Raw genomic sequence first — 25,174 nt, 5'->3', positions numbered from 1 at the left:
GAAACCGCGCGAGACCGTCGCCCAGACAGTCGCCCAGACAGGAGCAGGCACATGCAGCAGCACCGGATCATCGTCCTCGGGGCCGGCTACACCGGAGCCATCGCCGCCGGGCGCCTCGCCAAGCAGCTCCACCGCGAGGACGTCGCCATCACCCTGGTCAACCCCGAGCCCGACTTCGTCGAGCGGGTCCGGCTCCACCAGCTGGCGGTCGGCCAGGAGCTCACGCCCCGGCCGTTCAGCGAGATGTTCGCGGGCACCGGCGTCGAACTGAAGCTCGCGCGGGTGACCGCCGTGGACGCCGACCGCAGGACGGTCACGGTCACCGCGAACGGCACCGGAGCGACCGAGGAACTGGAGTACGACACCCTCGTGTACGCCCTCGGCAGCGGCTGGGACCCCCAGGGCGTCCCCGGCACCGCCGAGCACGCCCACGAGCTCTCCAGCCGCCCCGGAGCGCTCCGGCTGCGCGAGCGGCTCGCCGGCCTGGAGGCCGGGCGGTCCGTGGTCGTCGTCGGCGGCGGCCTCACCGGCCTGGAGGCCGCGACGGAGATCGCCGAGGCCCGCCCCGACCTCGACGTCGCCCTCGCCGCCCGTGGCGGCCTCGGCGACTGGCTCTCGCCCAAGGGCCGCGCGCACGTGCGGAAGGTCTTCAAGGGCCTCGGCATCACCGCCCACGAGCACACCGCGGTCACGGCGGTCGGGACGGACCACGTGACCACGGGCGAGGGCGCCTCGATCCCGGCCGCGGTCACCATCTGGACCACCGGCTTCGCGGTGCACCCGATCGCCCGGGCCACCACCCTGGAGGTCACCGACACCGGCCGGATCGTGGTCGACGCGACGATGCGCTCGGTCTCGCACCCGGACGTGTACGCCATCGGCGACGCGGCCCTGGCCATGGGCGCCGGCGGCAAGCCCCTGCGCATGTCGTGCGCCTCGGGCACCCCCATGGCCTGGCAGGCGGCCGACGCCATCACGGCCCGCCTGACCGGCGGCAAGCTCCCCCGCACCACGCTCCGCTACTTCAACCAGTGCATCTCACTGGGCCGCAGGGAAGGCCTCATCCAGTACGTCACCGCCGACGACCGCTCGGTCAACGCCACCCTGACGGGCCGACTCGCCGCCCGCTACAAGGAACTCATCTGCAAGGGCGCGGCCTGGGGCGTCGCCAACCCCAAGCTCGGCATCCCCACCCGCCGCCGCCACGTCCTCCGCACCCCCGCCGCCCCCGCCAGGGCCACGGCCTGACCCCACCCCCGGGCCGGGCGCCCTCCCCGGAGAGCGCCCACCCCGCCCCTCCTCCAACTCCCGCCCCCGACAACGCAAGAGGCCCGGACTCTCGTCCGGGCCTCTTGTCTCTGTGCACTCGGCAGGATTCGAACCTGCAACCTTCTGATCCGTAGCTCTAGCGGGATCGGTCAGCGGGGGTCATACCGGCCGCAGACAGGCCTCGCGGAGGCGCTGCCGGTCAGGTGCAGTTACTGCGGTTGCGGTACGCCGCTGCTGTACCGCAACCCACAAGCGTCGCGGCGAGACTCGTCGCGCTCACGTACGCGCCAACGACCTCCGCGGCGGCCGGCCACAGCAAAAGCACGATGACGATCACCGTGACTAATCCGTGGATGCGACCGGGCTTTGCTTCCTGGGCACAGGGCGTCAGACTCGACATGGAATCTCCTAGGTTCCGGCCCGCACCCTTCCGGCCCCGTGCGTTTCCTAGGCCCACTCGGCCGGAGGGTGCGGGCAGCTGAGACTCCATCATGACCCCTTCGCAGGGCCACAATGTCGAGCGCGTCGAGAGAATCGCTGCACCATTTGCAGCTGCGACCCATCGGGCCTGAGAATCGGGAATAGTACACCCAGGGGAATCACCCAGGCCCATCTTTACAACGTGCTGTTGTAAAGATGCTGCGGGTCAGCCCTCGTCACCAGCGATGACGCATCCCCGCACTCGCGGTCTCGCCAAGCACTCAGCGGGGCGAGCCCGGTACTGATTCTCATGGGTGTGGCACCCCTCATCACGCTGACAGCCTTGCCAACACGGGTGCAGTAGCATGCGCGACGGCAAGGCGATCAAAGAGACGTGACAGACTTCACACTCGTCGCCACCGAACGATTGCCATAGCGGCCACCACCCCGGCAAGAAGCGCCGCGAAGGGTGCACCCCAGAGCAAGGCCCCAAGGACGCAGCCAAGCGACTCCACCGGCTACTCCCCCTCTCCCAGCCCCCCGTTAGCCGCTTACGGGGACCTCGTAGACGATCTCGCACAGCGCCGCCGGCACGACGATGTCTGCCGTCTCCACGGGCCGCCCCTGATCGCTGTAGTACGTCCGCCGGATGTGCGTGACGAGCGCGCCCTTCTGGATGCCCAGGAGCGACGCCTCCTCAGCAGATGCCTGCCGCGGCTCCGGCTGCTCCACAGCACGACTGACAGTGATGCCGATCTCCGCCATGCGGCGCGCGACGCCCATCCCCGCGTACGGCCCACCCTCAGGCAGAACCGCCAGCGTGCCGGACGTGATGCTGTACGGCTCCCAACTCGTGGACACAAGAACAGGCTTGCCGTCAGCCAAGTACTCGTACGACGTACGCACGCAGTAGTCCGCCTCGGGGATGTCGAGTCGCGCCGCGATGTCCACCGGGGCCGGCACCATCGCTTCGCTGCGGCTCTCCCAAGTCCCCTTCTTGCCGAGCGCAGCCATCTCCGCACGGAACAGCGAGCCATCGGTGTGCTCCTGCTGCCGTGAACGAACCATGCGCAGACGCTCCCGCGGCTCCGCGACGTAGGTTCCAGAGCCCGCACGCCCCTCCAGGACCCCCTGGGCGATGAGCGTCTCTTGGGCGCGCCGGATGACGGCCTCACCCACTCCGCACTCCTGCGCCAACTGCGCACGGGACGGCAACCGGTCTCCCGGCGTCCATTCCTGGTCGGCGATGCGCTGTCGTAGCACGTCAGCGATGTGGAGGTACGGCGGCTGCTCACGCATATGGAAAACCTAGACCACTACCTCTAATCTAGATAACTAGCTTGCTCTTAGCTATCTAGCTTGCGGAGGGGTCAGGTGCAGCCGAGGGAGGGCCTTGCGTTATCCCCCGAGAGTCGTGTCGACCGCATGACCACACGTCTCGCCGCCCTGGGCGTCGCATCCGTCGTGACGCGCGCCAAGGGCTGGATCCGTGTGAACGCGCACGTACCTCGCCCCCTCACTCCCGAGCAATGGCAAGAGCTCCTCGCAGCGCTGGCGCTGGCCGACTCATTCGGACTCGTCGACAGCAGCGCGGACGGCCGCAGCGTCTGGGCCGGAGTCAACGAAAAAACCCCCGCAGCGGTACCCGCCGCCCGGGGGCACGGCCATCAGCCCTGAGGAGCTGATCAGCATGTTGAACCGTATCCGCGGCGCTCTCAGCCGCACCAGAGCACAGCACCGGAGAACGAAGAGCCGGCGCCTCGCCCGCCCCGCAATTCCCGCCCACCCGACGGTGATTCACCTCGGCCGAGCGGTCCAACGGCTCGGCGCATGCAACTGGGACGTCCTGGCCGGGGAGGAGACGGCACTCGTCCGCCCGTACGTGGTGGCGGCCGAGGAACAGGCGAGGCGCACGATGGCAGCCACAGCCATGCTCGCGGGCATCGGCTGCTGGGCGCCGGCGGAGGTCACGCCATGACGCCCCACCGCACGCGAGTGCCGAACGACCGGGCCTCCGCCCCATACCGCTCCAACACATGCCGCATCGGCTCCCACCACAAGTGCGAACACGCGAGCCCCGCCGTGGCTCCAGTGGACATCCCGGTGATCTTCGAGACCTGCACCTGCTCGTGCCACCGCACGACTTCGCCGACGGTCGGTAACCCATGAGCACTTGGGTACCCAGCAGCGCCATGGCCGCCTCGATCGAAATCACGGCCGCCACGGTCCAGCGCGGCGACGTAATCCAGATAGGCGGCCAGCCGTGCCGCGTCGCCGACCTCTTCCACCTGCCCGGCGGGGCCAAGCGACTCCGCTTCGAGTCGGGCGAACTCCTGACCCTGCACGCCCGCAGCCGACTCATCGCCCTCCGGATGCAGAGGGTGGGTGATCAGCGCCGTGGCTTCTCGCCGTCACGTCATCGCCGATGACCTAAGAGCCCAGATCTCGACTGGCCGCATCAAAGCCGGCGACCGCCTCCCCTCGGAGGCCCAGCTCGCCGCCCGCTACACGGTCAGCACGCCCACTCTGCGAAGCGCCCTCGCGCTGCTCCAGGCGGAAGGGCTCGTGGAAAAGGTCCACGGCAAGGGGAACTTCGTCCGCCACCCCCTCCGAAGGATCACGTATATCGGCGGCGGCCTCACACCAGCGAACGCAGCTCCGCGCGTCAGCATCCGCACCACCAAGCTGAGGGCGCGAGGACACCTGGCCACGTTGCTCCGAGTACCAGCAGGCAGTCCCCTGACCGAATTCCTCTGCCTGAGTCACGACGGCAAGTCTCCACACAGCCTGGCCCGCGTCTACGTCCCTCGCGACCTGGCGCCAGCGGACGTACCCGGCGAGTCGTCTGGGTCCGACGAGGTGACAACGATGCTGGCCAAGCCCCGCCCCTCACTGGCCGAAGTCCAGGAGCGAGTCTGCGCCCGCCTCCCGACTCCCCTGGAAGCAACAACGCTCCGGATCAGCTCGACCCTCGCCGTCCTGGAAGTCACCCGGGTATCGACCGACACCACCGGCCGCATCGTCGAGGCGGCGCTCCTGGTCCTGCCCGGCGACCGCTCCGACGCGCTCTTCACCACCCACCCCGCAACCAAAGAAAGGACGGCGGAAGGATGACGCCCCACAACGAACTCCGACTCCTCCCGTGGTCGGGCCCCGACGGCAAGCCCTGCTTCCTGAGCACCGACGACAACGGCGGCACTCTGTCCCGCCTGGCTGACACCACCGAAGCCGCCCAACTCGACGTCGGGCAAGAACTCCTGGAGCACGCTATGGAGGTAGTCACCGACGCAGAGTCGGAGCCGGCAGAACTCCGCCTCCTGGTGCGGGACCTCGCCGGAGCTCTACGGGACACGCTCCGTGTGGCAGTAAGCCGCGGTCACCGCCTCCCGACGCCGGACTCCGCAGCGCGCGGAGATGGAGACGCTAACCCTCGGCTGCCAGCGGCGACGTTCGGTTAGCAGCCGCGTACCGCCAACAAGTCGAAGCCCCGGACCAAGGTCCGGGGCTTCTCTGTTACACGGCTCTGGAGGCCCCATGAGCCCACCGTAACGCTAAGTTATGTCATGACACATCATGCTTTCGTCGGTTTCCGCCACGATGCAGCAGGCAAAGTTGATGATCTTGAGTTGAGGCATCTGGCCACTAAAGGATGATTCCTCTACATTGAGAGAACGGCTCAATGCAGCACCTAAGGGAGACGCAGCGTGGGTGGGAATCCGACTTACCAAAACATCACGGCAACCGTACGCCCGCCGCGCTGCGCTGTCTTCATAAACGGAACGAGTGGGCATTGGAAATTCGCCGTTGACGGCGCCATCGCTAAGGCTTCCGAAGTTTGGGGTGGGCGTTACTTCCTCATCATCCCTACAGACGGCGCCACAATCGCCGAAAAGTTCTGGGAACTATTGGAAGCGTACAGCCCTGATCATCTCGCGATCTATGACCTAACGTTTACCGACCTCGCGGAAGCTGACCCGGACAAGTACCAAGAGGCCAAACGACACCACAAAGGTCGCTGGGAATCCAAAGGTTACTCCAGTGACGGCTTCGAGGAGTGGTTCGCTAAGAGCGCCGAGACGTCATGGGTCGATAAACTAGAAATCGACGAAAGGCTCGATGAAGAGCTTCGCCATCGACTGAGCCCTTTTCATTTCAGGAAGGCCATTGAAAAGCACATCACTAAGAGCTCAGGGTTCGGTTACCCCTTCACAAAAATTGTAGATATCGCCCCTTTGGCCACGCGTCACATCGACTCAGTGAGGCTACCTCCATCCATCGAGGATCCGACGATGAGGCTCCTCGTTCATTCTCAGACCGGAGTGCCTAGCGAGGGGCACTACACCATTCCCACGGTCGATGTGAAGCCACTTTCGGATAAGTGCGAGATTCTAGACCTCGTAAAGCACACCGGTGGTTCACGTATCCCGAACTTCAGTCGCGACGAAGACACCGAACTCGACGATGACTTTCTACCCAACACGCCATTTGGCCTGAGCATGCTCCACCTTGGACAGTACTACAGGGCAGATCGGCACAGGGACTACGAGGAGCCCCTCATTGTCGTCCTAGGTGATACGGTCGATGACTTCTGTTTGTACTACTCTCTGTCGCGCATGCATGAGGGGGTCAAATGGCTACCGCTCACATGGCTACGAGCATCCACTAAGGCGCTAAACAGAAGGCGCACCCATCGTGAAGTAGAAAAGGAGCCAACCGAGTTCAATCAAGTGGAAAAGGGCGGGCAAGTTCTCGCCAATCTCTTCTATGAACTAATTGACTACGGTCACGGCGAGAAGCGCATCCAGCTTTGCAGCATGAGCTTGAATCGGCATCAGCTGATCGCATATCGCACTCAAGTAGCACGCTGTTCATACTTCAGCACTGACGAGGTAGCGGCAAGCATTGACTGTATCCCTGCCGAGGAAGTCTCAACGTCCTGCATTCTTCGCGTCTTCGAGACAAACAATTACGTAAACCACCGAAGCATGGCTTTTGTTGATGGAGTTAGCGTCAGCCCCGTTGACACGCCTACAGTAAAGAACTTCAGCGAAATCAGGTTGCCGAATCACTACTGGCTCACATCACTCAGAATCGAGGGTTATCACCCCCCTTCTCTCCCTACCCTCGGCCCGAAGATCGTCAACCTGCACGGCTCGACGACCGAATCTCGCATAGCTAACGACGGCATCGTTTACCAGTGCCCCAATTCAATGATCTTCAGCAACGATCTTGATGCTGTACTGGTTCGGCCCAAGGTTCAGATGCCCGATGTGATGGCACTATTCGATAACTATTTCGAAGGTGTTGGCGTCAGCGTCCGGTACTCAGACAAGGGGAACTACTTCGTAGACACGCTGCGTAGGTTCGGTGGGCTTGAAGCGACTGGGAGTTTCATCAAGGCGCCGGCGAGCCGTAGTGTGCTTGATAAGTTCATGGCCAAGAGGGTTGCCGACGGCGGCAATATCATCTACTTGGAGAACGACCAGAGGGCCTATCTAAACCTCAACGCGATTACTGCAAGCCTGGGTGATGAGAAGGTCGCGGCCGATCTGGTGGATACCCTAGTAGGGAAAGAAGTCATCCAGCGAGGATACATTTTTCAGTGCCTCAGGTGTCGACTCGTCTCGTGGTACGGAATGGATGTCCTTGCGAATGACTTCACGTGCAACCGGTGCGGCTTGCGTCAGCAGTTCACACGTGAGCACTGGAGGAATCCTGTCGTGCCTCATTGGTACTACAGGCTCGCCGAGACCGTATATCAGTTCTATCGGAATAACTCACACCTCACAGCACAGGTACTCTACAAACTTCAACTGGAATCCAAGGAAGCCTTCCATTACGCCCCTGAGATTGATCTCGTCAATTTCCCTCGAAAGGGGAAAAGCAGGGAGATGGATGTAGCTTGCATCCAAGACGGATCGATAATCTTTGGCGAGTGCAAGACCCAACCCCTGCATCCCGAAGATGTAGAGAAGTTTCAAACCTTGGTTAACATGCCTTTCAAGAATCCTGCCCGGATCATCTTTGCGACGACGCAGCCTGTCACTGATCAGTTCATACAGAAACTGCGCAGCCTGCCGAACGCAGAGATCTTCACGCGTGGCGACCTGTACGACGACTAATGCGCTAGGCGTGACGAGTCTTTTCCAACCGATCACCCCAACTCCCATCCCGTCTGCCGTCGACCCACACACCGTGGAGCGGGCGCGGTGCCGGGCGTCCAGGTGGAGCGCCCAACTGGACGAACGACCTGGACGCCCGGTGCCGTGTCTGCTCGGCTCTGCCTGGGTCGACGGCGGACGGGATGGGAGCCCCCACCGGCCGGCACCCGCGTACGGGCCCCTCCATCCCGGAGCCTGAGCGCCCCCGCCGGAGGCATCGTCTGGAGCCGCACTCGCGTACCGCCTCCGCCACATCGTCGTGGGTTCGTCACCCATCAACCCGAGCTGTCAGGCGTGCGGTCGGCGGCCGGGCTGGAGCGGGGCGGAGACAGGAGCGCAGGCCCGGGCGACGGGCCGCGCGCGCCGCGCCGTGCGCGGCGGGTGCCTTGATGAAGTAGAGAAAGTCTTACCGCGCTGCCCTCAGAGGGCGAACGGCTTGTAGGCCATGGCCCTGTCGACGACCTTCTCAGGCGTCGGCTCGGGGTCCGGGTCCCAGAAGATGTAGTCGCTGATGTGCGGGCAGGACAGGCCCTGTTCAAGGGTGGCCAGGATCTGGGAGGACTCTTCCTCGGACGTCTCTGGGGCCATGAGGCGCTCGACAAGAGGGGTCGCTTCCTCGCGGGTCATCCGCCCTGACCACTGCCTGCTCACTGGTGCGTGATCAGGTGGCGGCCGTCGTGGCTGCGGACGTGGGGGCCGTTTTCGTCCAGGGCGTCCAGGAGGCGGATCGCGTAGACCTCGGCCATGCGCTCCTCGACCTCGGCCGGCGTCAGCCAGTCGACCGCGGTGGACTCGTCCGAGGTTCGTTCGGTTCCGCCGGAGGGCTTGCAGCGGAAGACCAGGGCGACGATGCCGCGGGTGGTGTTCTTGTAGACGCCCGTCAGCTCGTCTACCTCGACGTGGATGCCCGTCTCCTCCAGGACCTCGCGGGCTACGCCCGCTTCCGGTGCCTCGGTGAGTTCGAGGACTCCGCCCGGGAGTTCCCACGTGCCGTTGTCCGCTCGGCGGATCGCCAGGAGGCGGCCGTCTTCGCGCACTACCGCTCCGGCCACGGACACCGAGTGGAGTGGCGTTGACTTTGTTCCCGCGCTCCCACTACTCATGTACAGGAGCATATGAGAGTGGGTAGGACTGTGGGAACTCCAGCAGGAGCTGGCAGGGCCGTACCTCGGTACGTGCAGATCGCGGACGAGATCGTCCAGCAGATCCGGTCCGGCGTCCTCAAGGCCGGCGACATGGTTCCGAGTGAGTCCGAGCTCGTCGAGCGGTACGGGGTCGCCGGCGGGACCATCCGTAAGGCCATGGTCGAGGTGCGGGCCAGCGGGCTCGTCGAGACCCGGCATGGCAAGGGCTCGATCGTGAAGGACCGGCCTCCCGTACGCCTTCGGTCTTCGGATCGGTTCCGCGCTTCTCACCGGCGGGGCGGCAAGGCTGCCTACCTCGCCGAGTCCGAGCAGTCCGGCGCCACGGCCAAGGTGAGCGTCCTCTACATCGGGCCCATGGAAGCACCCGCGGACATCGCCGAACGGCTCGGTGTCGACGTGGGGACGCAGGTGCTCGCGCGGCGCCGGCTGTACTTCCGGAACGGGACGCCCGTCGAGACCGCCTCGTCGTACCTGCCGTGGGACGTGGTGAAGGACATCCCCGAGCTGTTCTCCGAGAATCCGGGCCCAGGCGGCATCTACGCCCGGCTCGAAGACCACGGCCACACCTTCGCCGAGTTCGTGGAGACCCTTCAGGCTCGGCCGGCCGCGAAGGCGGAGGCGTCCGAGTTGGCGCTGAGTCCTGGCGCCCCCGTGATTCAGCTGGTGCGGGATGCGGTGACCACGAAGGGTCGCGTCGTGGAGGTCTGCGACACGCTCATGGCCGCTGACCAGTTCGTCTTCCAGTACCGGATCCCCGCGTCTGACTGACGCTCGCTCAACTCCCCTCAGCCCGCTGCGGTTTCTTTCCGCGGCGGGTTGACTCATGTACAGGAGTGGTGCACTCTTCTTCATGTCACTCCTATACAGGAGTGAAGGAGCCCAACCTCTATAGAGGAGTGATCCACTGTGCGTCAGATCCCCGTCGACACCTCCGCCGCGATGGTGATGGTTGCCCAGCCCCCGGCCCCGAAGATCGCGAACCGCCAGACTGGTGAGATCGCCACCGACCGGGACACCGGTGCCCCGCTCATGACGGTCGACGTCATGTTCGTCATGGACGGCAACGCCGAGATCCTCAACCTGACCGTGCCCAAGACCGGCATCTCGGAGGAGCTGTCCATGGGCACCCCGGTCGCCCTGACCGGCGTCGTCGCCCGGCCGTGGGAGAACGAGTTCAACGGCCAGAAGCGCCACGGCATCAGCTTCCGCGCCGTCGCCGTCACCTCGCTCGCCGCCGCGAAGGTCGGCTGACCCATGACCGCCTTAACGGTCACCCTCGCCCTGGTCGCCACGGTCGCGCTGCTGCTGCGGTGGCAGCGTCCGGCCTGGTATTGGATGAGCTTCGGCGTCATCTTCGCCGTGGTGCGGATCCTCACCCGGTACGCGTCGGTCATGGACGCGTGCGGGCTGACCGTCCCGCCCTCGCGCTGGCGCCTGGCGTTGGCCCGAATGACCGGCCGGCCCATCCCGGACTCGCGGGCACCCCGAATTCTGCGGCTGCGGCCGACACGTACCGGGCTCGTACTGCGGGTGAAGCTGCGTCCCGGTCAGGACGCGTTCGACTTCTCCGCCGCCTCGGACCGGCTCCGGCACTCGTTCGTCATGCAGAACGTCACCGCCCGGGAGATCCGTTCGGGTGTCGTCGAGCTGCGAATGACCGGGTACGACGTCCTCAAGCTGGTGCAGATGCCCGCGACGGCCCGTGCTGGGGTGATGCGCGTTCCGGTCGCCATGCGGGAGGACGGGGAGGTCTACTACCGCGACTACCGTCAGACCCCGCACGCACTGAACGTCGGTGCCACACAGTCCGGAAAGTCCGTCTATCAGCGCAATCTTGTTGCCGCGCTCGCTCCGCTGGACGTCGCCTTGGTCGGGATCGACTGCAAGCAGGGCGTTGAACTTGCTCCGCTTGCACGGCGGTTCACTGCCATGGGCGATAACCCTGACGCCGCTGCCGACCTCCTCGACGCCTTGGTCGAGCACATGGAGGACGTCTACCAGCTGATTCGTCGCGAGCAGAGGTTGAGTGCAGATCTGCCGGATGCGGAGATCACCGCCGACATCTGGGACCTGCCCGATCACCTGCGTCCTACCCCGATCGTGCTCCTGGTCGATGAGGTCGCTGAACTCGCCCTCTTCGCCACGAAGGAGGAAGAGAAGCGGCGCGATCGGATCATCACCTCCCTCGTCCGGCTCTCCCAGCTCGGCCGCGCCGCTGGCATCTACCTGGAGATCTGCGGACAGCGCTTCGGCTCCGAACTCGGCAAGGGCATCACCATGCTCCGTGCCCAGCTCACCGGCCGCACCGCCCACCGCGTCAACGACGAGACCTCCGCCAACATGGCCTTCGGCGACATCGCCCCGGACGCCGTCCTCGCCACGGTCCAGATCCGTACCGACCGGCCCGGTACCGCTGTCGCCGGTGACTCCTCCGGCGGGTGGGTCCGTATCCGTACTCCCCACCTCACGCTCCGGCGGGCCGTGAACATCGCGAACTCCCACGCCCACCGCACACCCGAGATCCCCGCGCTGGACGCCTTCCGGCCCGTCCTGCCACCCCTGGGCAAAGCCGCGGCGCCCTCGACCGTCACGGCTCCCGCGATCGCCTGAATCCCCTCGCTCCACGGCGGCGTGACCGCTTCACGCCAGGTCCCTACCCCGCCATGCCCGAAACCGGAAGGAGGACCCCCGATGCGTCCCATCCGCCGACCGGACGCCGTCCTCGTACAAGCCGTGATCGCCGGCGCCCTGTCCTTCGCTCACCTCTACGACCTGGCTGCGGCTGCCGGACAGTCCGGTTGGAAGGCTTGGGCCTACCCGGTCTCCGTGGATCTCTTGCTCGTCGCCGCCTGGCATCGGCTGCGAACCTCGCGGGCCGCCGGTGAGCCTGCCCGCTCGGCCTGGACGTGGTTCATGGTCGCCCTGGCCGCGTCCCTCGGTGCGAACGTCGCCACCGCCGGTCTCCTCGACCTCGACCACGTTCCCGCCTGGCTGCGCATCCTCGTCGCGGGCTGGCCTGCCCTCGCGTTCCTCGGCGGGACCCTTCTTGTCCACTCACCTGGGCACCCGGTGGCACCGGTCGAACTCGACACGGCCACCGAGGAGCCCTCGGCCGTGGAAGCGGTCATCGAGCGGGATGACGTAGCCGAGCCGGAGATCGCCGCCGTACCGGCCCTCCCCTCCCCGGAGCCGGTCCCGGAACCCGCACCGGAGCCCGAACCCGCCCCCGTCTCCGTACCGCCGGCGCTCGTCGCTCACGCCCGCAAGGTCGCCGACGACTACCGCGCCCGAACCGGCTACCCCATCGACGCCGAGACCCTGCGCGCTCGCCTCGGCGTCCCGCCCCTGATGGCCGCTGCCATCGCCGCCCAGCTCGCCTGAAGGAAGACCCTCATGGCCCCTCGCGATCACTTCCACTCCGTGATGCGGATCGGCCCGGTACAGATCGGCACCCACCGGGACCGCCACGGCCGCACCAAGTACGCCGCCGTGTGCACGTCCGACGGCTGCGGCTGGTCCACCGAGTACTCCAGCTCCTCGGCCGCCCAGCTCGCCGCCCGCACCCACCGCTGCCCGCCCCGCTGACCCGAAGGAGCCCGTCTCGTGGACGTCCCGCTCTGGCTCGCCCTGATCGTCGTCGGCGGTCTCGGTATCAAGCTCATCCGCCCGCCCTGGTGGCTCGTCGCCGTGATCCTCCTCGGTGGCTTCCTCCTCGCCGACAGCGTCCTCGCCCCGCTCATCGACAGCACGATCAACAGGTAGGGAGAACCGTCATGTTCCAGCCGCGCATCCCGGTCAACCCGCTCCCGACCGGCATCGTCACCCCGCTCGTCCAGCCGACCGACACCGCCGACATCGCGCCCCACCAGACGGCCGCCCCGGTGGTCTGCAACCACCACCACGCCCCGGCCCCTACGCCGTCCTCCGCCGTCCGCCTCACCCCGGCCGGCCTGGCCGTGGTCGTCGCCGGCGGCGCCGGAGCCGTCCTGGTCGTCGGCACGGTCCTGGTCTCCATGCTCCTCGCCGTCGCCATCAGCGCCGCCTCGGTCGCCGTGTGCGCCGTCGTCCTGCGCTCACTCCTCAACGGCCAGCACAGGCACCGCTAGTCGGGCCTCCGGGCGGCTCAACCGCCAAGTCTCCGCCGCCCGGAAGCCCCGCCCCTACCCAGCTCGCAGAACCAGAAGGAAGCTCTCCATGATGACCGTCCCAGCCGCCTCGTCGGCGGGGTTCGACACCGCCACCCTGGGCGACATGCTCCGGGTGGCCGGGTCCCCCGGCTTCGACCGCTGGAAGGAACAGATCCACCGAACCGGCGGCTGCTCCCACCCCATCCACCTCCAGGGCTGGACCCTCACCCGGGACAAGACCACCGGCGAGACCCTCCACCGGTACTCCACCGACACCGAACCGGGCGCCCGGCTCCGGATCGCCTGCGGCAACCGCCGGGCCTCCCGCTGCCCCGCCTGCGCCTGGACCTACGCGGGCGACACGTACCACCTCATCCGCGCCGGCCTCGCCGGAGACGACCGCCGGGACATCCCCGCCACCGTCCGCGATCACCCCCGCGTCTTCCTCACCCTCACCGCCCCGTCCTTCGGGCCGGTCCACAACCGTCCCGGCACCCGGCCCTGTCGCTGCGGCCTCCACCACACCGAGGACGACGCCGCGCTCGGCTCGCCGCTCGACCCCGAGTCGTACGACTACGCCGCCGCCGTCCTCTTCAACAACCACGCCGGGCAGCTCTGGCAGAGGTTCACGACTCGACTCCGTCGGGAGATCGCCGCCACGGCCGGCCTCTCGCAGAGGGAGCTGAAGGAGGTCGCCCGGATCTCGTACGGGAAGGTCGCCGAGTTCCAGAAGCGGGGCGCTGTCCACTTCCACGCCGTCATCCGCATCGACGGGCCGGACGGTCCCGACTCGCCCCCGCCGTCGTGGGCGACCACCGAACGCCTCACCGACGCGATCCGGGCCGCCGCCACCCACGCGTACACAACCGTCACCGTCCCCGCCGCCGGCGATCAGCCGTTACGTCGCCTCCGCTGGGGCACCCAGCTCGACATCCGGCCCGTGAAGGCGTTCGGCGACGGCTCCGACATCACCGAACAGGCCGTCGCCTCCTACATCGCCAAGTACGCCACCAAAGCCGCCGAGACCACCGGCAGTCTCGACCGCCGCGTCGGCAACCGTGAGGCCCTGGTCCTCCTCGGCATCCCCGACCACACCCGCCACCTCGTCGTTGCCTGCTTCGACCTCGACCCGCTGTACCCCGACCGTCGGCTCCTCGCCTGGGCCCACATGCTCGGCTTCCGGGGCCACTTCTCCACCAAGTCCCGGCAGTACTCCACCACCCTGGGCGAACTCCGCCAGACCCGCGCCGACTACCGCGCCGCCCAGGAGCGCACCGCTCGCGGCCTCGACGACATCGAGCCGGACACCGTCCTCGTCCTCACCTCCTGGTCCTACGTCGGCCAGGGCCACTCCCCCGGCGAGGCCGCCCTCGCTGCCTCCATCGCCAGGGACATCGCGCTCAACCGCGAGACCGCTCGCGAAGCCCTACGCGACCACCTCACCCAGGAAGGAACGGAAGCATGACCACGACCGTGATTCAGCCCAAGTGGCACACGACCGCCGAGGTCGCCGCCCTGCTTGGCTTCGGGCTGTCCAAGACCAAGATGCTCGTGCTCACCGGAGAGATCCGCTCGGTGAAGGTCGGCCGCAACCGCCGCATCCTCCCTGTCTGGGTCGACGAGTACGTCGAGCGCGTCGCCACCGGCTCCGAGGAGTGGGCCGCATGAGTGGGAAGCGTGGCAACGGCGAAGGGTCCATCTACCCGTACAAGAACGGCTACGCGGCCTACGTCTGGGTCACCAAGCCGGACGGCAAGCGGGCCCGGAAGTACGCGTACGGCAAGACCCGGGAGGAGGTCCACGACAAGTGGCTCAAGCTCCACGCCGACGCGAAGAAGGGGCCCATCGCCACCCGGCACCGCACCCTCTCCGCGTTCCTCGCCTACTGGCTCGACTCGATCGTGAAGCCCAACCTGGCCCCGCTCTCCTACGTCTCGTACGAGGGGTACGTCCGGCTCTACATCGCCCCGCACCTCGGTACGAAGCGACTCGACAAGCTGACCGTGCGGGACGTCCGGGAGTGGCTGACCAAGCTCGCAACCATCTGCCAGTGCTGCGCGCAGGGGAAGGACGCCAAGCGGGAATCGGGCCGTCGGAAGTGCTGCGCCGCCGGGGAGTGCTGCGAGGCGTACCCGTCCCGCCGGGTCGTCCAGGGCGCCCGTGACGCCCTCAGGGCCGCCCTCACGCACGCCGTGACCGAGGAGGAGATCGGGAAGAACGTCGCCTCCCTCGTGAAGGTCCCCAAGCCGCGCCGGCGTCGCATCAAGCCGTGGTCCGTCGCCGAAGCGGGCCAGTTCCTCGCCGACGCCGCCGACCGGGACGATCACCTCTTCGCGGCCTGGATGCTCGTGCTGTGCCTCGGGCTCCGTCGCGGGGAGGTCTTGGGCCTTACGTGGGAATCGATCGACTTCGAGACTGGCGAGCTGTACGTGGATCACCAGATTCAGCGGGCCGGTCGTGAGCTCCTCCACCGGGAGACCAAGACCGAGGAGTCCGACGACTTCCTCCCCCTCCCCGCCGTCTGCCTCAAGGCTCTCCGGATGCGGCGTGGTCAGCAGACCGGGGACCGGAAGGCTGCCGGCGAGCTGTGGCAGGACAGCCGCGGGCTCGTCTTCACGACGAAGTACGGCACGCCCATCGAGCCGGGGAACCTGACCCGGATGTTCGCCCTGCGGGCCCGTCGCGCCGGCGTGCGCGTGATCCCGCTCCGGAACACCCGCCACACGTGCAGCTCGCTCCTGGTCGCCCTCAAGGTCCACCCGAAGGTGGCGCAGCGGATCCTGCGACACTCGCAGATCGCCATGACGATGGAGGTCTACGCCGAGGCGAGCGAAGAGGAAGTGCGGACCGCGATCGGCAAGCTGTCCGATGCCATGGGCGGGACCGCCACCGGCTGAGCCTCACCCACCAGCAGTCGCAGCGGTTGCTGTACTTCGCTGCTGTACGGCCATGCAACGCAAGAGGCCCGGACTCTCGTCCGGGCCTCTTGTCTGTGTGCACTCGGCAGGATTCGAACCTGCAACCTTCTGATCCGTAGTCAGATGCTCTATCCGTTAAGCTACGAGTGCTTGTTTTTAGTTCTTGTCTCCGTTTCCCGGCCCTTTCGGCCCGCTGTCCCGGCGACAGGAAGAACATTACATGAGTCCCGCCGTCATGTGAAATCCATTCCCCCCACCCCTTCTGACCTGCGGAAACGCCAGGGCGGGGGTCGAGCGCGGGGCGGCGGTGGAGGGGGCGCGCCAGGGGATCGGGGGGCGAAAAGGCGGGGAAAGAGACCGGGGTCACACCGGCTTGCCGTCGAGTCGTGAAAGAAGCGCGCGGAGGGAGCGCGCGGCAGGGACCGGAGGAGATCGGGAAGTCTCCGGGAGAGTCCGAGGAGAGATCCGGCAGGGGCCGAGGAGATTCGGAAGGGACCGGAGGAGGCCCGGAGGAGATCGGAGGAGATCCGGAAGAGGCCGGAGGAGCCCGGAAGAGATCCGGAAGGGGCCGGGAACGGCCGAAGCCCCGGCTTTGGGGGCCGGGGCTTCGGTGTGGGGCGGAGGCGGAGGGATTTGAACCCTCGATGGGCTTTAAGACCCAAACCGCATTAGCAGTGCGGCGCCATAGACCGGACTAGGCGACGCCTCCTTCGCACCGCGCGCATACGCGAGTGGTGCGTGCAGATGATGACACAGGCGAACCCGCTGTCACCAATCGATTCTCACCGTACCGGTCCTCCGGCGTCCAGGGCAAAGCCCCGCCACGCCCGGCGCACCCCGCTTGCGCAACGACCGGGCGCCCGGAGCGTTAGAGGGGGCGGGCGAGTCGTGCACCCGCGCCCGCCGTACTTCCCGTGCTTCTGGAGATCCGCATGCTGCGCAGTCTCGTCCTCGCGTCCCTCGCCGCCGCCGCCGTCGGGACCTCGGGCCTCGGCCCGCTTCCGCCGCTGAACCTGTTCTCGTCGCCCGAGGACACGCTGACCGTGGCCGTCGAGAAGAGCGGCCACCCGGAGGCCGACGGCGTCTTCGACCTGACCTGCGGCGACCGCGCCCGGGGCAACCACCCGGCCGCCGAGGACGCCTGCAAGCGGCTGACGCAGCTGGCCGGGGAGGGCGGCGACCCGTTCCTGCCCGTCCCCGCCGACCAGATGTGCACCCAGGTGTACGGCGGTCCCGCCCTCGCCCACATCACCGGCACCTGGCAGGGCCACCGGGTCGACGCCCGCTTCTCCCGGGCAAATGGGTGCGAGATCGACCGTTGGGAAAATCTGGAGCCACTGCTTCCCCTTGTTCGGGGATGAGGCAGGAACGACGGCCGGAGGCTCCCTTAGACTCCCCTCAGTGACAGGCTGCGGCCCGAGGGGCAAGATGGGGCCGGCCGGCCGATAGGGCGAGCACGTGCAGTGCGTCTGGGAGGAAGCGTCGTCGTGAGCAGCAGGCCATCCCGAGGCGCTGCTCGCCTCGCAGCCATACTCGACGCCCTCCCCGACGGCCTCGTGCTCGTCAACTGCAACGGCACGGTCGTCAACGCCAACACCATCGCCCTCGGCATGTTCGAGACGCCCGGCACCGCGCTCGTCGGCCGCGGTCTGCTCGATCTGCTGCCCACCTTCGACTCGCGCCTCATCCCCGGCTCCATGCGCCGCCCCGAGGGCGCCGACGAGCGGGGCCGCACCAAGCCGGCCCGGATGATCGCCCGCCGCACCGACGGCAGCGAGTTCCCCGTCGAGGTCACCAGCGCCAACCTGGAGGACGGCCGCGAGGCCTACGACTCGTACGGCGGCTACACCGGCGACGAGCTCCTCATGCTCGTCGTACGGGACCTCACCGGCACCCTCGACACCGAGGCCGAACTCGCCCGCTCGCAGCGCCAGACCGAGATGATCCTGCGCGCCGCCGCCGAGGGCGTCGTCGGCACCGACACCGAGGGCCGCGTCGTCCTCGTGAACCCCGCCGCCGCGCAGATCCTCGGCTACCGCGCCGGCGAGCTCGGCGGCCAGGAGCTCCACCGGCTGATCCTCGCCAAGCGCGCCGACGGCGAGCCCTTCCCGTACGAGGAGTCCCCCCTCGCCGACACCCTCAAGTCCGGCCGCAAGCACCGCGTCCGGGGACAGGTCCTCTGGGCGAAGAAGGGCGACCGCGTACCGGTCGACCTGACGACCGCTCCGGTGCGCGACGGCGACCAGCTCGTCGGCGCCGTCATGACCTTCACCGACCGCAGGCCGTACGAGGAGCTCGTCGAGAAGCACGCCGCCGAGCTCGCCGACCTGGCCGAGCGGCATGCGGCGGAGCGCGAGGCGCAGGCCGAGAAGTACGCCTCCCTCGCCGCCCGCCACGAGCAGCTCACCGCCGTCCTCGCCGAGTCGCTGCGCGGCCCCCTGGACGAGCTGCGCACCCAGCTCGGCACCCTCGCCGCCGACGACGCCGGGCAGCTGTGGCCCGAGGCCAACCAGGTCCTGCACCACCTGGCCGCCGGGTACACCCGGATGACCTCGCTCGTCGACAACGTCCTCGGCTACCAGCGGCTCGACTCCGGCGAGGAGAAGCTCGACAAGGCCGTCGTCCTCCTCGACGCCGTCGTCACCGGCGGCATCGACAGCGCCGTGGAGCTGATCGGCCCCGGCCGCGCCCAGTTCGCCGTGCACACCCCGCCCATCGAGGCCGAGGTCGACGCCGCCCGGCTGACGACCGCGCTCGCCCACCTCGTCGCGGACGTCGCCGGCGTCGACGCCACCGGCAAGAGCAAGGCCGAGCGCCCCGCGAGCGACTCCACGATCGTCGTCGCGGCCGCGCAGCGCGGTGACGTCGTACGGATCGAGGTCCGCGGCCCGTACGCCGGCGGCGACCCCGTCCACGGGCCCGTCGTCCGCGGCATCGTGGCGGCGCACGGGGGTGTCGTGCAGACCCACGAGGTGCCGGGGACGAGCGGCGGCGCGTACGTCGTCGAGGTCCCCGTCGGCGCGGGCCGCGGCACCGTCCCCGCGCCCCCCGCCCCGCCCAGGAACGGCCCGTCCACGGGCGGCCGCGAAGCCCTCGCCCTGCCCGCACAGGCCTCGGGACCGGGTGCCGGACCCGCGCAGGCGGGGGGACCGGGTGCCGGACCCGCCGCTCAGGCAGCGGGGCCGGGCGCCCTGCCCTCCGTGCCCGGTGCCGTTCCCGGCGGGCCTGTTGCCCTTCCCGGCGGGCCTGCCGCCGCTTCTGACGGCCTTGTCGCCGGTCCTGACGGGTCTGGTGCCGGTCCCGCTGGACCCGGTGCCGGTCCCCTCGGAGCCGGTGCCGGTCCCGCCGGGCCCGTCGCCGTTCCCGCCGGTCTTGGGCCCGCCCCCGTCTCCGGGCCCGTGCCCGCCCCCGGCACCGACTCGCCGTCCGGTGCGGTCGCGTCCCCCGAAGCGTCCCCCGACGCCTCCGCCGAGACCTCCGGCGGTGGGCGGCGGCGGGCGCGGCGGGGGTCCACCGATGCCTTCCTGGAGAGCGCGGTCGCGCCCGAGGGGGAGGTGCCGGGTGGGCGGAGGCGTGCCCGTACGGGGGAGCAGGCGGGTGCGGCCGAGCTGATCCCCGCCCAGCAGAACACGGGCGTGGAGCCCACCGGGCGCCGTCGGGGACGGCCCGCCGAGGGTGCGGTGGTGACCGCCGCCGAGGGTGCGCAGGGGCGTGCCGCGCTCGGTGCGGCCGTGCCGCCGCAGGGCGTGGCGGTCGAGCCGGCCGGGGTTCCCGCCCTGGCGCGGGCCCTGCCCGCCGTCGCCTCCGCGCCCGAGGAAGCCCAGCCGAGCGGACGCCGTCGGCGTGCGCTGGCCGCCGCGCAGGAGCGGGCCGCCGCGGCCGAGGCCGGGCCCCGTACGCCGTTCGCGCTCGGGCCCGCCGACGCCGACCGTGACGAGGAGACGGCGCCGCCCGCCGCCGTTCCCGTGGCCGGCCCGCTGCCGGTCCCGGACGAGGCGCGGCACGAGGCCGCGCGGGGCGTCCCGGGCGCCGGCCACACGCCGACGCAGCCGCATCCCCCCGTACAGCCGCAGGCCGGGGCCCCGGTGGCCGTCGAGCCGACCGGGCGGCGCCGGGCCATCGCGGTCCCGCAGCCGGAGGCCGTGTCGCAGCCTTCTCCGCAGAGCTCCGCCGGGACCGCCACCGAGACCGGCTCCGTGCCGCTGCCGCCCGAGCTGCCGATGCCGATGACCGTGTCGACGGATTCGACCCAGGGGCGGGCGTTCAGCGTCCGGACCCTCGGGCAGGGCGTGCCCTTCGTCCCGCCCGCCCCGACGGCCGCTCCGGCACCGGCCGCCAACGGCTCGGGGCGGCGGCGCAGGCTCGCCACCCCGCCCGAGGTCGACCCGCCGGTGCCGACCGCGCTCCCCGCGCCCGCCCCCGAGGCCAAGCCGCACCCGCAGTCGCACCCGCTGCCGACGGCGCCCGCCCCCTCGCCGCACGACACTCCGGCCGAGGGCCGCGCGTACGCCATAGGAGCGCCCGCCGAGGGCTCCGCCGAGGGGCCCGAGCCGCTCGACGGTCCCGGTGGCGCGGTGGAGGTCGCCAACCGGCCGGCCCCGCGTCCCGTCGACGACGAGCTGCCGCCGGAGCCCCTCGACAACCCGCGCAGGCTACTCGTCTGGCCCGCGCCCGACGTCTCCACCCAGCAGGCGCTGAGCGACCGCGGCTACCGGCCGGTGATCGTGCACTCCCGCGAGGAGGTCGACGCGCAGATCGCCGCCTTCCCGGCCGCGCTCTTCGTCGACCCGCTGACCGGCCCCATCACCCGGACCGCGCTCCAGTCGCTGCGTCAGGCGGCCGTCGCCGCCGAGGTGCCGGTGCTGCTCGCGGCCGGGCTCGGGCAGGCGACGCGGGAGGAGGCGTACGGCGCCGATCCGGCCGTGCTCCTCAAGGCGCTGGCGCCCCGCGACAGCGAGCAGCACCCGTCCCGGGTCCTGCTGATCGAGGAGAACGAGTCCATCGCGGAGGCGCTCGCGGCCACCCTGGAGCGGCGCGGGATGCAGGTCGCGCAGGCGGAGACGGACACCGAGGCGGTCATGCTGGCCACCCAGACCCGGCCGAACCTGGTGGTGATGGACCTGATGCAGGTGCGCCGCCGCCGGGCCGGGATCATCGACTGGCTGCGTGCGAACGGGCAGCTGAACCGCACGCCGCTCGTCGTCTACACCTCGGCCGACCTCACCGAGGAGGAGCTGGCGAAGCTCGACTCCGGCGAGACGGTCCTGTTCCTCGCCGAGCGGTCGAACAGCGACGAGGTGCAGGCGCGGATCGTCGACCTGCTCGCGAAGATCGGCACCAACTAGCCCCGTGGGGCCGGTTGGTGCCGATGGGGGGGCACTACAGCTGGGTGACGTCCAGCTCGCCCTCCGCGTACTGCCGGCGGATGACCTTCTTGTCGAACTTGCCGACGCTCGTCTTCGGCACCGCCGGCACGATCGCCCACCGCTCGGGCAGCTGCCACTTCGCGATGCCGCCCTCGTCGGCGAGGAAGGCCCGCAGCGTCTCGTAGTCGGCCGTCGCGCCCTCCTTGAGGACGACGGTCGCGAGCGGGCGCTCGCCCCACTTCTCGTCCGGCACGGCGACGACGGCGGCCTCGGCGACCGCCGGGTGCGCCATGAGGGCGTTCTCGAGGTCGACGCTGGAGATCCACTCGCCGCCGGACTTGATGACGTCCTTGGCGCGGTCGGTGAGGGTGAGGTAGCCGTCCGGGCTGATCACGCCGACGTCGCCGGTCTTGAGCCAGCCGTCCGCGCTGAACTTGTCCTCGGGGCGGAGGGGTTCGCCGTCGACCCCGTTGTAGTACGCGCCCGCGATCCAGGTGCCGCGCACCTCCAGCTCGCCCGCCGACTCGCCGTCCCAGGGGAGGTGCTCGCCGCCGGGGCCGACGAGCCGCGCCTCGACACCGGCGGGGAAACGTCCCTGCGTGACGCGGTACGGCCACTCCTCCTCGGCGGTGAGGCCGTGCGGCGGGTGGGCCATCGTGCCCAGCGGGGAGGTCTCGGTCATGCCCCAGGCGTGGCAGAGGCGGACGCCGAGCCGGTCGTACGCCTCCATGAGGGAGGGCGGACAGGCGGCGCCGCCGATGGTGACCTGGCGCATGGAGGAGAGGTCGCGGGGGTTCGCGGTGACCTCGGCGAGCAGGCCCTGCCAGATGGTGGGGACGGCGGCCGCGTGGGTCGGCTTCTCGCGCTCGATCATCTCAGCGAGCGGGGCCGGCTGGAGGAAACGATCCGGCATGAGCATGTTGATGCCGGTCATGAAGGTGGCGTGCGGCAGGCCCCAGGCGTTCACGTGGAACTGCGGGACGACGACCAGGGACGTGTCCTTGTCGGTGAGGCCCATCGACTCGGTCATGTTCACCTGCATGGAGTGCAGGTAGATCGACCGGTGGGAGTAGACGACGCCCTTGGGGTCGCCGGTGGTGCCGGAGGTGTAGCACATGGCGGCGGCCGTGCGCTCGTCCAGTTCGGGCCAGTCGTACGCGGTCGGGCGGCCGGCGATCAGCTCCTCGTACTCGTGGACGCGCGGGGCCGCGCCGTCCAGGAGGGAGCGGTCGCCCGGGCCCGTGACGACGACGTGCTCGACCGTCGGCAGGTGCGGGAGCAGCGGGGCGAGGAGGGGCAGCAGGGAGCCGTTGACGAGGACGACCCGGTCGGCGGCGTGGTTGACGATCCACACCAGCTGCTCGGGGGGCAGGCGGAGGTTGAGGGTGTGGAGCACCGCGCCCATGGCGGGGATCGCGAAGTACGCCTCGACGTGCTCCGCGTTGTTCCACATGAGGGTGGCGACGCGCTGGTCGCCGGTGACCCCGAGTTCGTCGCGCAGGGCGTGGGCCAGCTGGTGCGCGCGGGTCCCGGCCTCCGCGAACGTGCGGCGCTGCGGCTCGGACTCGCCCGTCCAGGTGGTGATGGTGGACTTCCCGTGGATCGTCATCCCGTGCTGGAGGATGCGGCTCACGGTCAGTTGTACGTCCTGCATGGTGCTGTACACGGGGCGTCCTCCCGGTGGGCGCTACGTGGCAGAAAAGGGTGTGGTGATTCTGCGCCCGTACCGTTCGGTATGTCACTACCCGGGAGTACGCAAATTGCCAGTGATTACTGGCGGGACCCGACGACAGGCCCGACGGCGGCCCGGCGGAGGAACCCGACGGCGGCCGCCGCGGCTACCGCACGGGCGTCAGCTCCGGGTCCTCGCGGAGCTTGCCGAGCGCCCGGGACACCGCGCTCTTGACCGTCCCGACCGACACCCCGAGCACCTCTGCCGTCTGGGCCTCGCTGAGGTCCTCGTAGTACCGCAGGACGACCATCTGGCGCTGCCGCTCCGGCAGCTTCAGGATCGCGCGCCACATCGCGTCGTGCAGCACCTGCCGCTCGGCCGGGTCCGGCTCCGGGAGGCCTGCGGGCTCGGGCAGCTCCTCGCAGACGAACTCGTCGACCTTGCGCTTGCGCCACTGCGAGGTCCGCGTGTTCAGCAGCGCGCGGCGGACGTAGCCGTCCAGGGCCCGGTGGTCCTCGATGCGCTCCCAGGCCATGAACGTCTTGGCGAGCGCGGTCTGGAGGAGGTCCTCCGCGTCCGAGGGGTTGGCGGTGAGGGAGCGCGCGGTGCGCAGGAGCACGGGTCCACGCGCCCGTACGTACGAGGTGAAGGTCGGGTACGTCGCGTACTGCGAGGCACCGGCGCAGACGGGGCCAGAGGGTGGCGGAGTCATGACTCCACGCTAGGAGCGGCCGACCCCCCGGGGGATCGGCCCCAGGTCCCGACCCGCCGTCCGCCTCAGGTTGTAGGGGTGGGGACGGCTCCACCTCCTCTGGGTGGAGAACCGGGTCCACCCGCCTCAGGGTCGGGAGGGAGGACGGCCGTGCGGCGGGCCGCGTCCCGGCCCGCCGCACGGTCCCTCAGGGGCGCCGGGAGTCCACGAACGACAGGGGTACGGGGACGCGCGCGGCGAACCGGGCGGGGGCGGCGACCCGGGCGACCGGCGCGTCGATCGCGTTGCGGTCGATCGCGAGGGTGCGCCCGCCGTACGTCTCGGTGACGTTGCCCGCGTACTGGTGGATCCGGGCGTGCGGCGTCCAGGCGTCCGGGTGCAGCACCGACTCGGTGAGCAGCGCCGGCACCCCCCGCCAGCGCGCGAACCACATCACGTCCGGCAGGTCCTTCGTGCCCGCCTTCCGCTGCGTCTCCATGTCCCGCACCCCCGTGTCGGCGCTGCTGTAGAAGCCGGGGACGTACCCGAGGCGCTTCACCTCCTTGTTCCAGGCCCGGACGAAGGCGAGGGTGGTCGCGGCGCAGGCCGTGTCGCCCCGCCGGTAGGCCTCGACGTCCAGGTAGAGCGGGCTGCTCGTGTCGATCCCGAGGGCACGCGCGGCCCGCACCGCGTCGGCCCCCTCCTGGGTGCCCTGGGTCGCCGGGGCGCTGCCGATCGCGAACTTCCGCTTGGCCAGGGAGTCCACGCACGGCGCCTGCGAACCCACGAACAGCGGCAGCAGCCGCCAGCCCATGGCGTGGGCGGAGGCGACCCACGCGGGCGTCAGCTCCTTCTGTACGGGGCAGCCCCGCCCCCGCCCGCCGAAGTAGATCCCGACGGCCCCGTACGGCGACCCCCGCCAGGCCTTCATCACCGTGAGGGACGGCGCCTCACAGGTGTCGAAGGCCTTCCCCGCGAAGGTCACGGGCGCGAGGCGGGCGGGGGCTCCGGACCCGGTGGCGGGGGAGCCCACTGAGGCGGCACCGGGCACGCCGGGCGCGCCAAGCGCTCTGGGCGAGGCGGGCGCTCCGGCCGAGCCGGGTGCTCCGGGTGCAGCCAGGGAGTCGGGTTCGGTCGGCGAGCCCCCTGCCGTCGTGGCCGTCAGGGCCGTTCTCGCCGTCGTCGGGGGCGGGGCGTTCAGGAGGGCGGCCCCGGCCAGTGCCATCAGCACGGCCGCGACCGCGGTCCGTACCCCGGGAGGCGGCGCGGAGCGCGGTCGGGACGGCGCCGACGGCGGGACCGGGGCGGACGCGAGGGCTCCGGGGGCGGTACCGGAGACGGGCGCGGGGGCGGAGACGGGCGCGGGGGCGGCTTCGGCGGCCGGCGGCGTGCGAGTGCTCATGGC

General features: G+C 69.5%; 26 protein-coding genes and 2 tRNA genes. 19 read left to right on the top strand and 9 right to left on the bottom strand.

Translation table 11 applies throughout. The annotated features are described in order from the left end of the window. Nucleotides 1-51 precede the first annotated feature (51 nt). Entirely contained in the window at nt 52-1,248 is a 1,197-nt protein-coding gene (locus ACH4TP_RS19735; RefSeq protein WP_398191644.1) for an NAD(P)/FAD-dependent oxidoreductase, read from the top strand. Nucleotides 1,249-1,468: 220 nt separating this feature from the next. Here ACH4TP_RS19735 and ACH4TP_RS19730 read toward each other — a convergent pair whose 3' ends face one another. Together ACH4TP_RS19730 and ACH4TP_RS19725 are read right to left on the bottom strand one after the other, a co-directional pair. Further along, nucleotides 1,469-1,669 carry a hypothetical protein gene (locus ACH4TP_RS19730; RefSeq protein WP_398438642.1) on the bottom strand — a complete coding sequence of 67 codons (201 nt, stop codon included), beginning with the start codon at nt 1,667-1,669 and terminating at the stop codon, nt 1,469-1,471. A gap of 563 nt (nt 1,670-2,232) precedes the next feature. After that, nucleotides 2,233-2,988: a GntR family transcriptional regulator gene (locus tag ACH4TP_RS19725; RefSeq protein WP_398438641.1), complete on the bottom strand. Its 756-nt coding sequence runs from the start codon at nt 2,986-2,988 to the stop codon at nt 2,233-2,235. 126 nt (nt 2,989-3,114) lie between these two features. On the opposite strand from ACH4TP_RS19725, the gene ACH4TP_RS19720 reads away from it, so the two are divergent. The 6 genes from ACH4TP_RS19720 to ACH4TP_RS19695 all read left to right on the top strand — a co-directional run bounded on the left by ACH4TP_RS19720 (nt 3,115) and on the right by ACH4TP_RS19695 (nt 7,811). Beyond that, entirely contained in the window at nt 3,115-3,366 is a 252-nt protein-coding gene (locus ACH4TP_RS19720; RefSeq protein ID WP_398438640.1) for a hypothetical protein, read from the top strand. Nucleotides 3,367-3,379: 13 nt separating this feature from the next. Beyond that, nucleotides 3,380-3,667 (top strand): hypothetical protein, encoded by a 288-nt coding sequence (locus ACH4TP_RS19715; RefSeq protein ID WP_398438639.1) that lies wholly within the window; start codon nt 3,380-3,382, stop codon nt 3,665-3,667. A gap of 187 nt (nt 3,668-3,854) precedes the next feature. After that, nucleotides 3,855-4,118: a hypothetical protein gene (locus ACH4TP_RS19710; protein ID WP_398438638.1), complete on the top strand. Its 264-nt coding sequence runs from the start codon at nt 3,855-3,857 to the stop codon at nt 4,116-4,118. Beyond that, nucleotides 4,087-4,803, top strand: coding sequence for a GntR family transcriptional regulator (locus ACH4TP_RS19705; RefSeq protein ID WP_398438723.1), 717 nt, complete (start codon nt 4,087-4,089; stop codon nt 4,801-4,803). The genes ACH4TP_RS19710 and ACH4TP_RS19705 overlap by 32 nt, the downstream gene beginning before the upstream one ends. Next, complete coding sequence (locus tag ACH4TP_RS19700) at nt 4,800-5,147, top strand: hypothetical protein (protein WP_398438637.1); 348 nt, start codon at nt 4,800-4,802, stop codon at nt 5,145-5,147. Before ACH4TP_RS19705 ends, ACH4TP_RS19700 begins: the two co-directional genes overlap by 4 nt. A gap of 246 nt (nt 5,148-5,393) precedes the next feature. Beyond that, on the top strand, nt 5,394-7,811 hold the full coding sequence (locus tag ACH4TP_RS19695; RefSeq protein ID WP_398438636.1) for a hypothetical protein: 2,418 nt from the start codon (nt 5,394-5,396) through the stop codon (nt 7,809-7,811). 459 nt (nt 7,812-8,270) lie between these two features. Here the strand turns inward: ACH4TP_RS19695 and ACH4TP_RS19690 are convergent, their stop codons facing one another. Continuing rightward, nucleotides 8,271-8,477, bottom strand: coding sequence for an e9imm peptide (locus ACH4TP_RS19690; RefSeq protein WP_398438635.1), 207 nt, complete (start codon nt 8,475-8,477; stop codon nt 8,271-8,273). Nucleotides 8,478-8,497: 20 nt separating this feature from the next. Further along, nucleotides 8,498-8,965 (bottom strand): NUDIX hydrolase, encoded by a 468-nt coding sequence (locus ACH4TP_RS19685; protein ID WP_190041463.1) that lies wholly within the window; start codon nt 8,963-8,965, stop codon nt 8,498-8,500. On the opposite strand from ACH4TP_RS19685, the gene ACH4TP_RS19680 reads away from it, so the two are divergent. The 10 genes from ACH4TP_RS19680 to xerC all read left to right on the top strand — a co-directional run bounded on the left by ACH4TP_RS19680 (nt 8,966) and on the right by xerC (nt 16,019). Next, nucleotides 8,966-9,763 carry a GntR family transcriptional regulator gene (locus ACH4TP_RS19680; RefSeq protein WP_398438634.1) on the top strand — a complete coding sequence of 266 codons (798 nt, stop codon included), beginning with the start codon at nt 8,966-8,968 and terminating at the stop codon, nt 9,761-9,763. Nucleotides 9,764-9,901: 138 nt separating this feature from the next. After that, a complete protein-coding gene (locus ACH4TP_RS19675) occupies nt 9,902-10,246 on the top strand; it encodes a hypothetical protein (protein WP_030688073.1) in 345 nt (114 codons plus the stop codon). 3 nt (nt 10,247-10,249) lie between these two features. Then, on the top strand, nt 10,250-11,605 hold the full coding sequence (locus tag ACH4TP_RS19670) for an FtsK/SpoIIIE domain-containing protein (protein ID WP_398438633.1): 1,356 nt from the start codon (nt 10,250-10,252) through the stop codon (nt 11,603-11,605). A gap of 81 nt (nt 11,606-11,686) precedes the next feature. Next, nucleotides 11,687-12,376: a DUF2637 domain-containing protein gene (locus ACH4TP_RS19665; RefSeq protein WP_398438631.1), complete on the top strand. Its 690-nt coding sequence runs from the start codon at nt 11,687-11,689 to the stop codon at nt 12,374-12,376. A gap of 12 nt (nt 12,377-12,388) precedes the next feature. Beyond that, nucleotides 12,389-12,580 (top strand): mobile element transfer protein, encoded by a 192-nt coding sequence (locus ACH4TP_RS19660; protein ID WP_190041467.1) that lies wholly within the window; start codon nt 12,389-12,391, stop codon nt 12,578-12,580. Nucleotides 12,581-12,598: 18 nt separating this feature from the next. Next, the gene (locus ACH4TP_RS19655; protein ID WP_398438630.1) at nt 12,599-12,757 is read left to right on the top strand and encodes a hypothetical protein; all 159 of its coding nucleotides are present in this window, start codon (nt 12,599-12,601) and stop codon (nt 12,755-12,757) included. A gap of 11 nt (nt 12,758-12,768) precedes the next feature. Beyond that, nucleotides 12,769-13,101, top strand: a complete 333-nt coding sequence (locus ACH4TP_RS19650; RefSeq protein ID WP_398438629.1) for a SpdD-like protein — start codon at nt 12,769-12,771, stop codon at nt 13,099-13,101. Between the two features lie 88 nt (nt 13,102-13,189). Continuing rightward, on the top strand, nt 13,190-14,587 hold the full coding sequence (gene repSA / locus ACH4TP_RS19645) for a replication initiator protein RepSA (protein ID WP_398438628.1): 1,398 nt from the start codon (nt 13,190-13,192) through the stop codon (nt 14,585-14,587). After that, nucleotides 14,584-14,790 (top strand): excisionase family DNA-binding protein, encoded by a 207-nt coding sequence (locus ACH4TP_RS19640; RefSeq protein ID WP_398438626.1) that lies wholly within the window; start codon nt 14,584-14,586, stop codon nt 14,788-14,790. The genes repSA and ACH4TP_RS19640 overlap by 4 nt, the downstream gene beginning before the upstream one ends. After that, a complete protein-coding gene (gene xerC, locus ACH4TP_RS19635; protein WP_398438625.1) occupies nt 14,778-16,019 on the top strand; it encodes a tyrosine recombinase XerC in 1,242 nt (413 codons plus the stop codon). The genes ACH4TP_RS19640 and xerC overlap by 13 nt, the downstream gene beginning before the upstream one ends. Nucleotides 16,020-16,117: 98 nt before the next feature. On the opposite strand, the gene ACH4TP_RS19630 is transcribed toward xerC, so the two are convergent. Together ACH4TP_RS19630 and ACH4TP_RS19625 are read right to left on the bottom strand one after the other, a co-directional pair. After that, nucleotides 16,118-16,190: transfer RNA gene (locus ACH4TP_RS19630), tRNA-Arg, on the bottom strand. A gap of 468 nt (nt 16,191-16,658) precedes the next feature. Next, nucleotides 16,659-16,749, bottom strand: a tRNA-Ser gene (locus tag ACH4TP_RS19625). 223 nt (nt 16,750-16,972) lie between these two features. On the opposite strand from ACH4TP_RS19625, the gene ACH4TP_RS19620 reads away from it, so the two are divergent. Next, nucleotides 16,973-17,401: an SSI family serine proteinase inhibitor gene (locus ACH4TP_RS19620; protein ID WP_389238981.1), complete on the top strand. Its 429-nt coding sequence runs from the start codon at nt 16,973-16,975 to the stop codon at nt 17,399-17,401. Nucleotides 17,402-17,527: 126 nt separating this feature from the next. Continuing rightward, complete coding sequence (locus tag ACH4TP_RS19615; RefSeq protein WP_398438624.1) at nt 17,528-21,385, top strand: PAS domain-containing protein; 3,858 nt, start codon at nt 17,528-17,530, stop codon at nt 21,383-21,385. A 34-nt stretch (nt 21,386-21,419) separates the two neighbouring features. Here ACH4TP_RS19615 and ACH4TP_RS19610 read toward each other — a convergent pair whose 3' ends face one another. From ACH4TP_RS19610 to ACH4TP_RS19600, 3 genes are all read right to left on the bottom strand, one after another. Then, on the bottom strand, nt 21,420-23,072 hold the full coding sequence (locus ACH4TP_RS19610) for a long-chain fatty acid--CoA ligase (RefSeq protein WP_389238977.1): 1,653 nt from the start codon (nt 23,070-23,072) through the stop codon (nt 21,420-21,422). Between the two features lie 172 nt (nt 23,073-23,244). After that, complete coding sequence (locus ACH4TP_RS19605; protein WP_389238975.1) at nt 23,245-23,790, bottom strand: SigE family RNA polymerase sigma factor; 546 nt, start codon at nt 23,788-23,790, stop codon at nt 23,245-23,247. A gap of 187 nt (nt 23,791-23,977) precedes the next feature. Further along, a complete protein-coding gene (locus ACH4TP_RS19600) occupies nt 23,978-25,171 on the bottom strand; it encodes a DUF1906 domain-containing protein (RefSeq protein WP_398438623.1) in 1,194 nt (397 codons plus the stop codon). Nucleotides 25,172-25,174: the final 3 nt, after the last annotated feature.

It is taken from the genome of Streptomyces sp. NPDC021012, assembly GCF_044333355.1.
In the GTDB taxonomy this organism is placed as follows: Bacteria; Actinomycetota; Actinomycetes; order Streptomycetales; family Streptomycetaceae; genus Streptomyces.
This window is presented reverse-complemented; position numbering and strand designations above follow the sequence as displayed.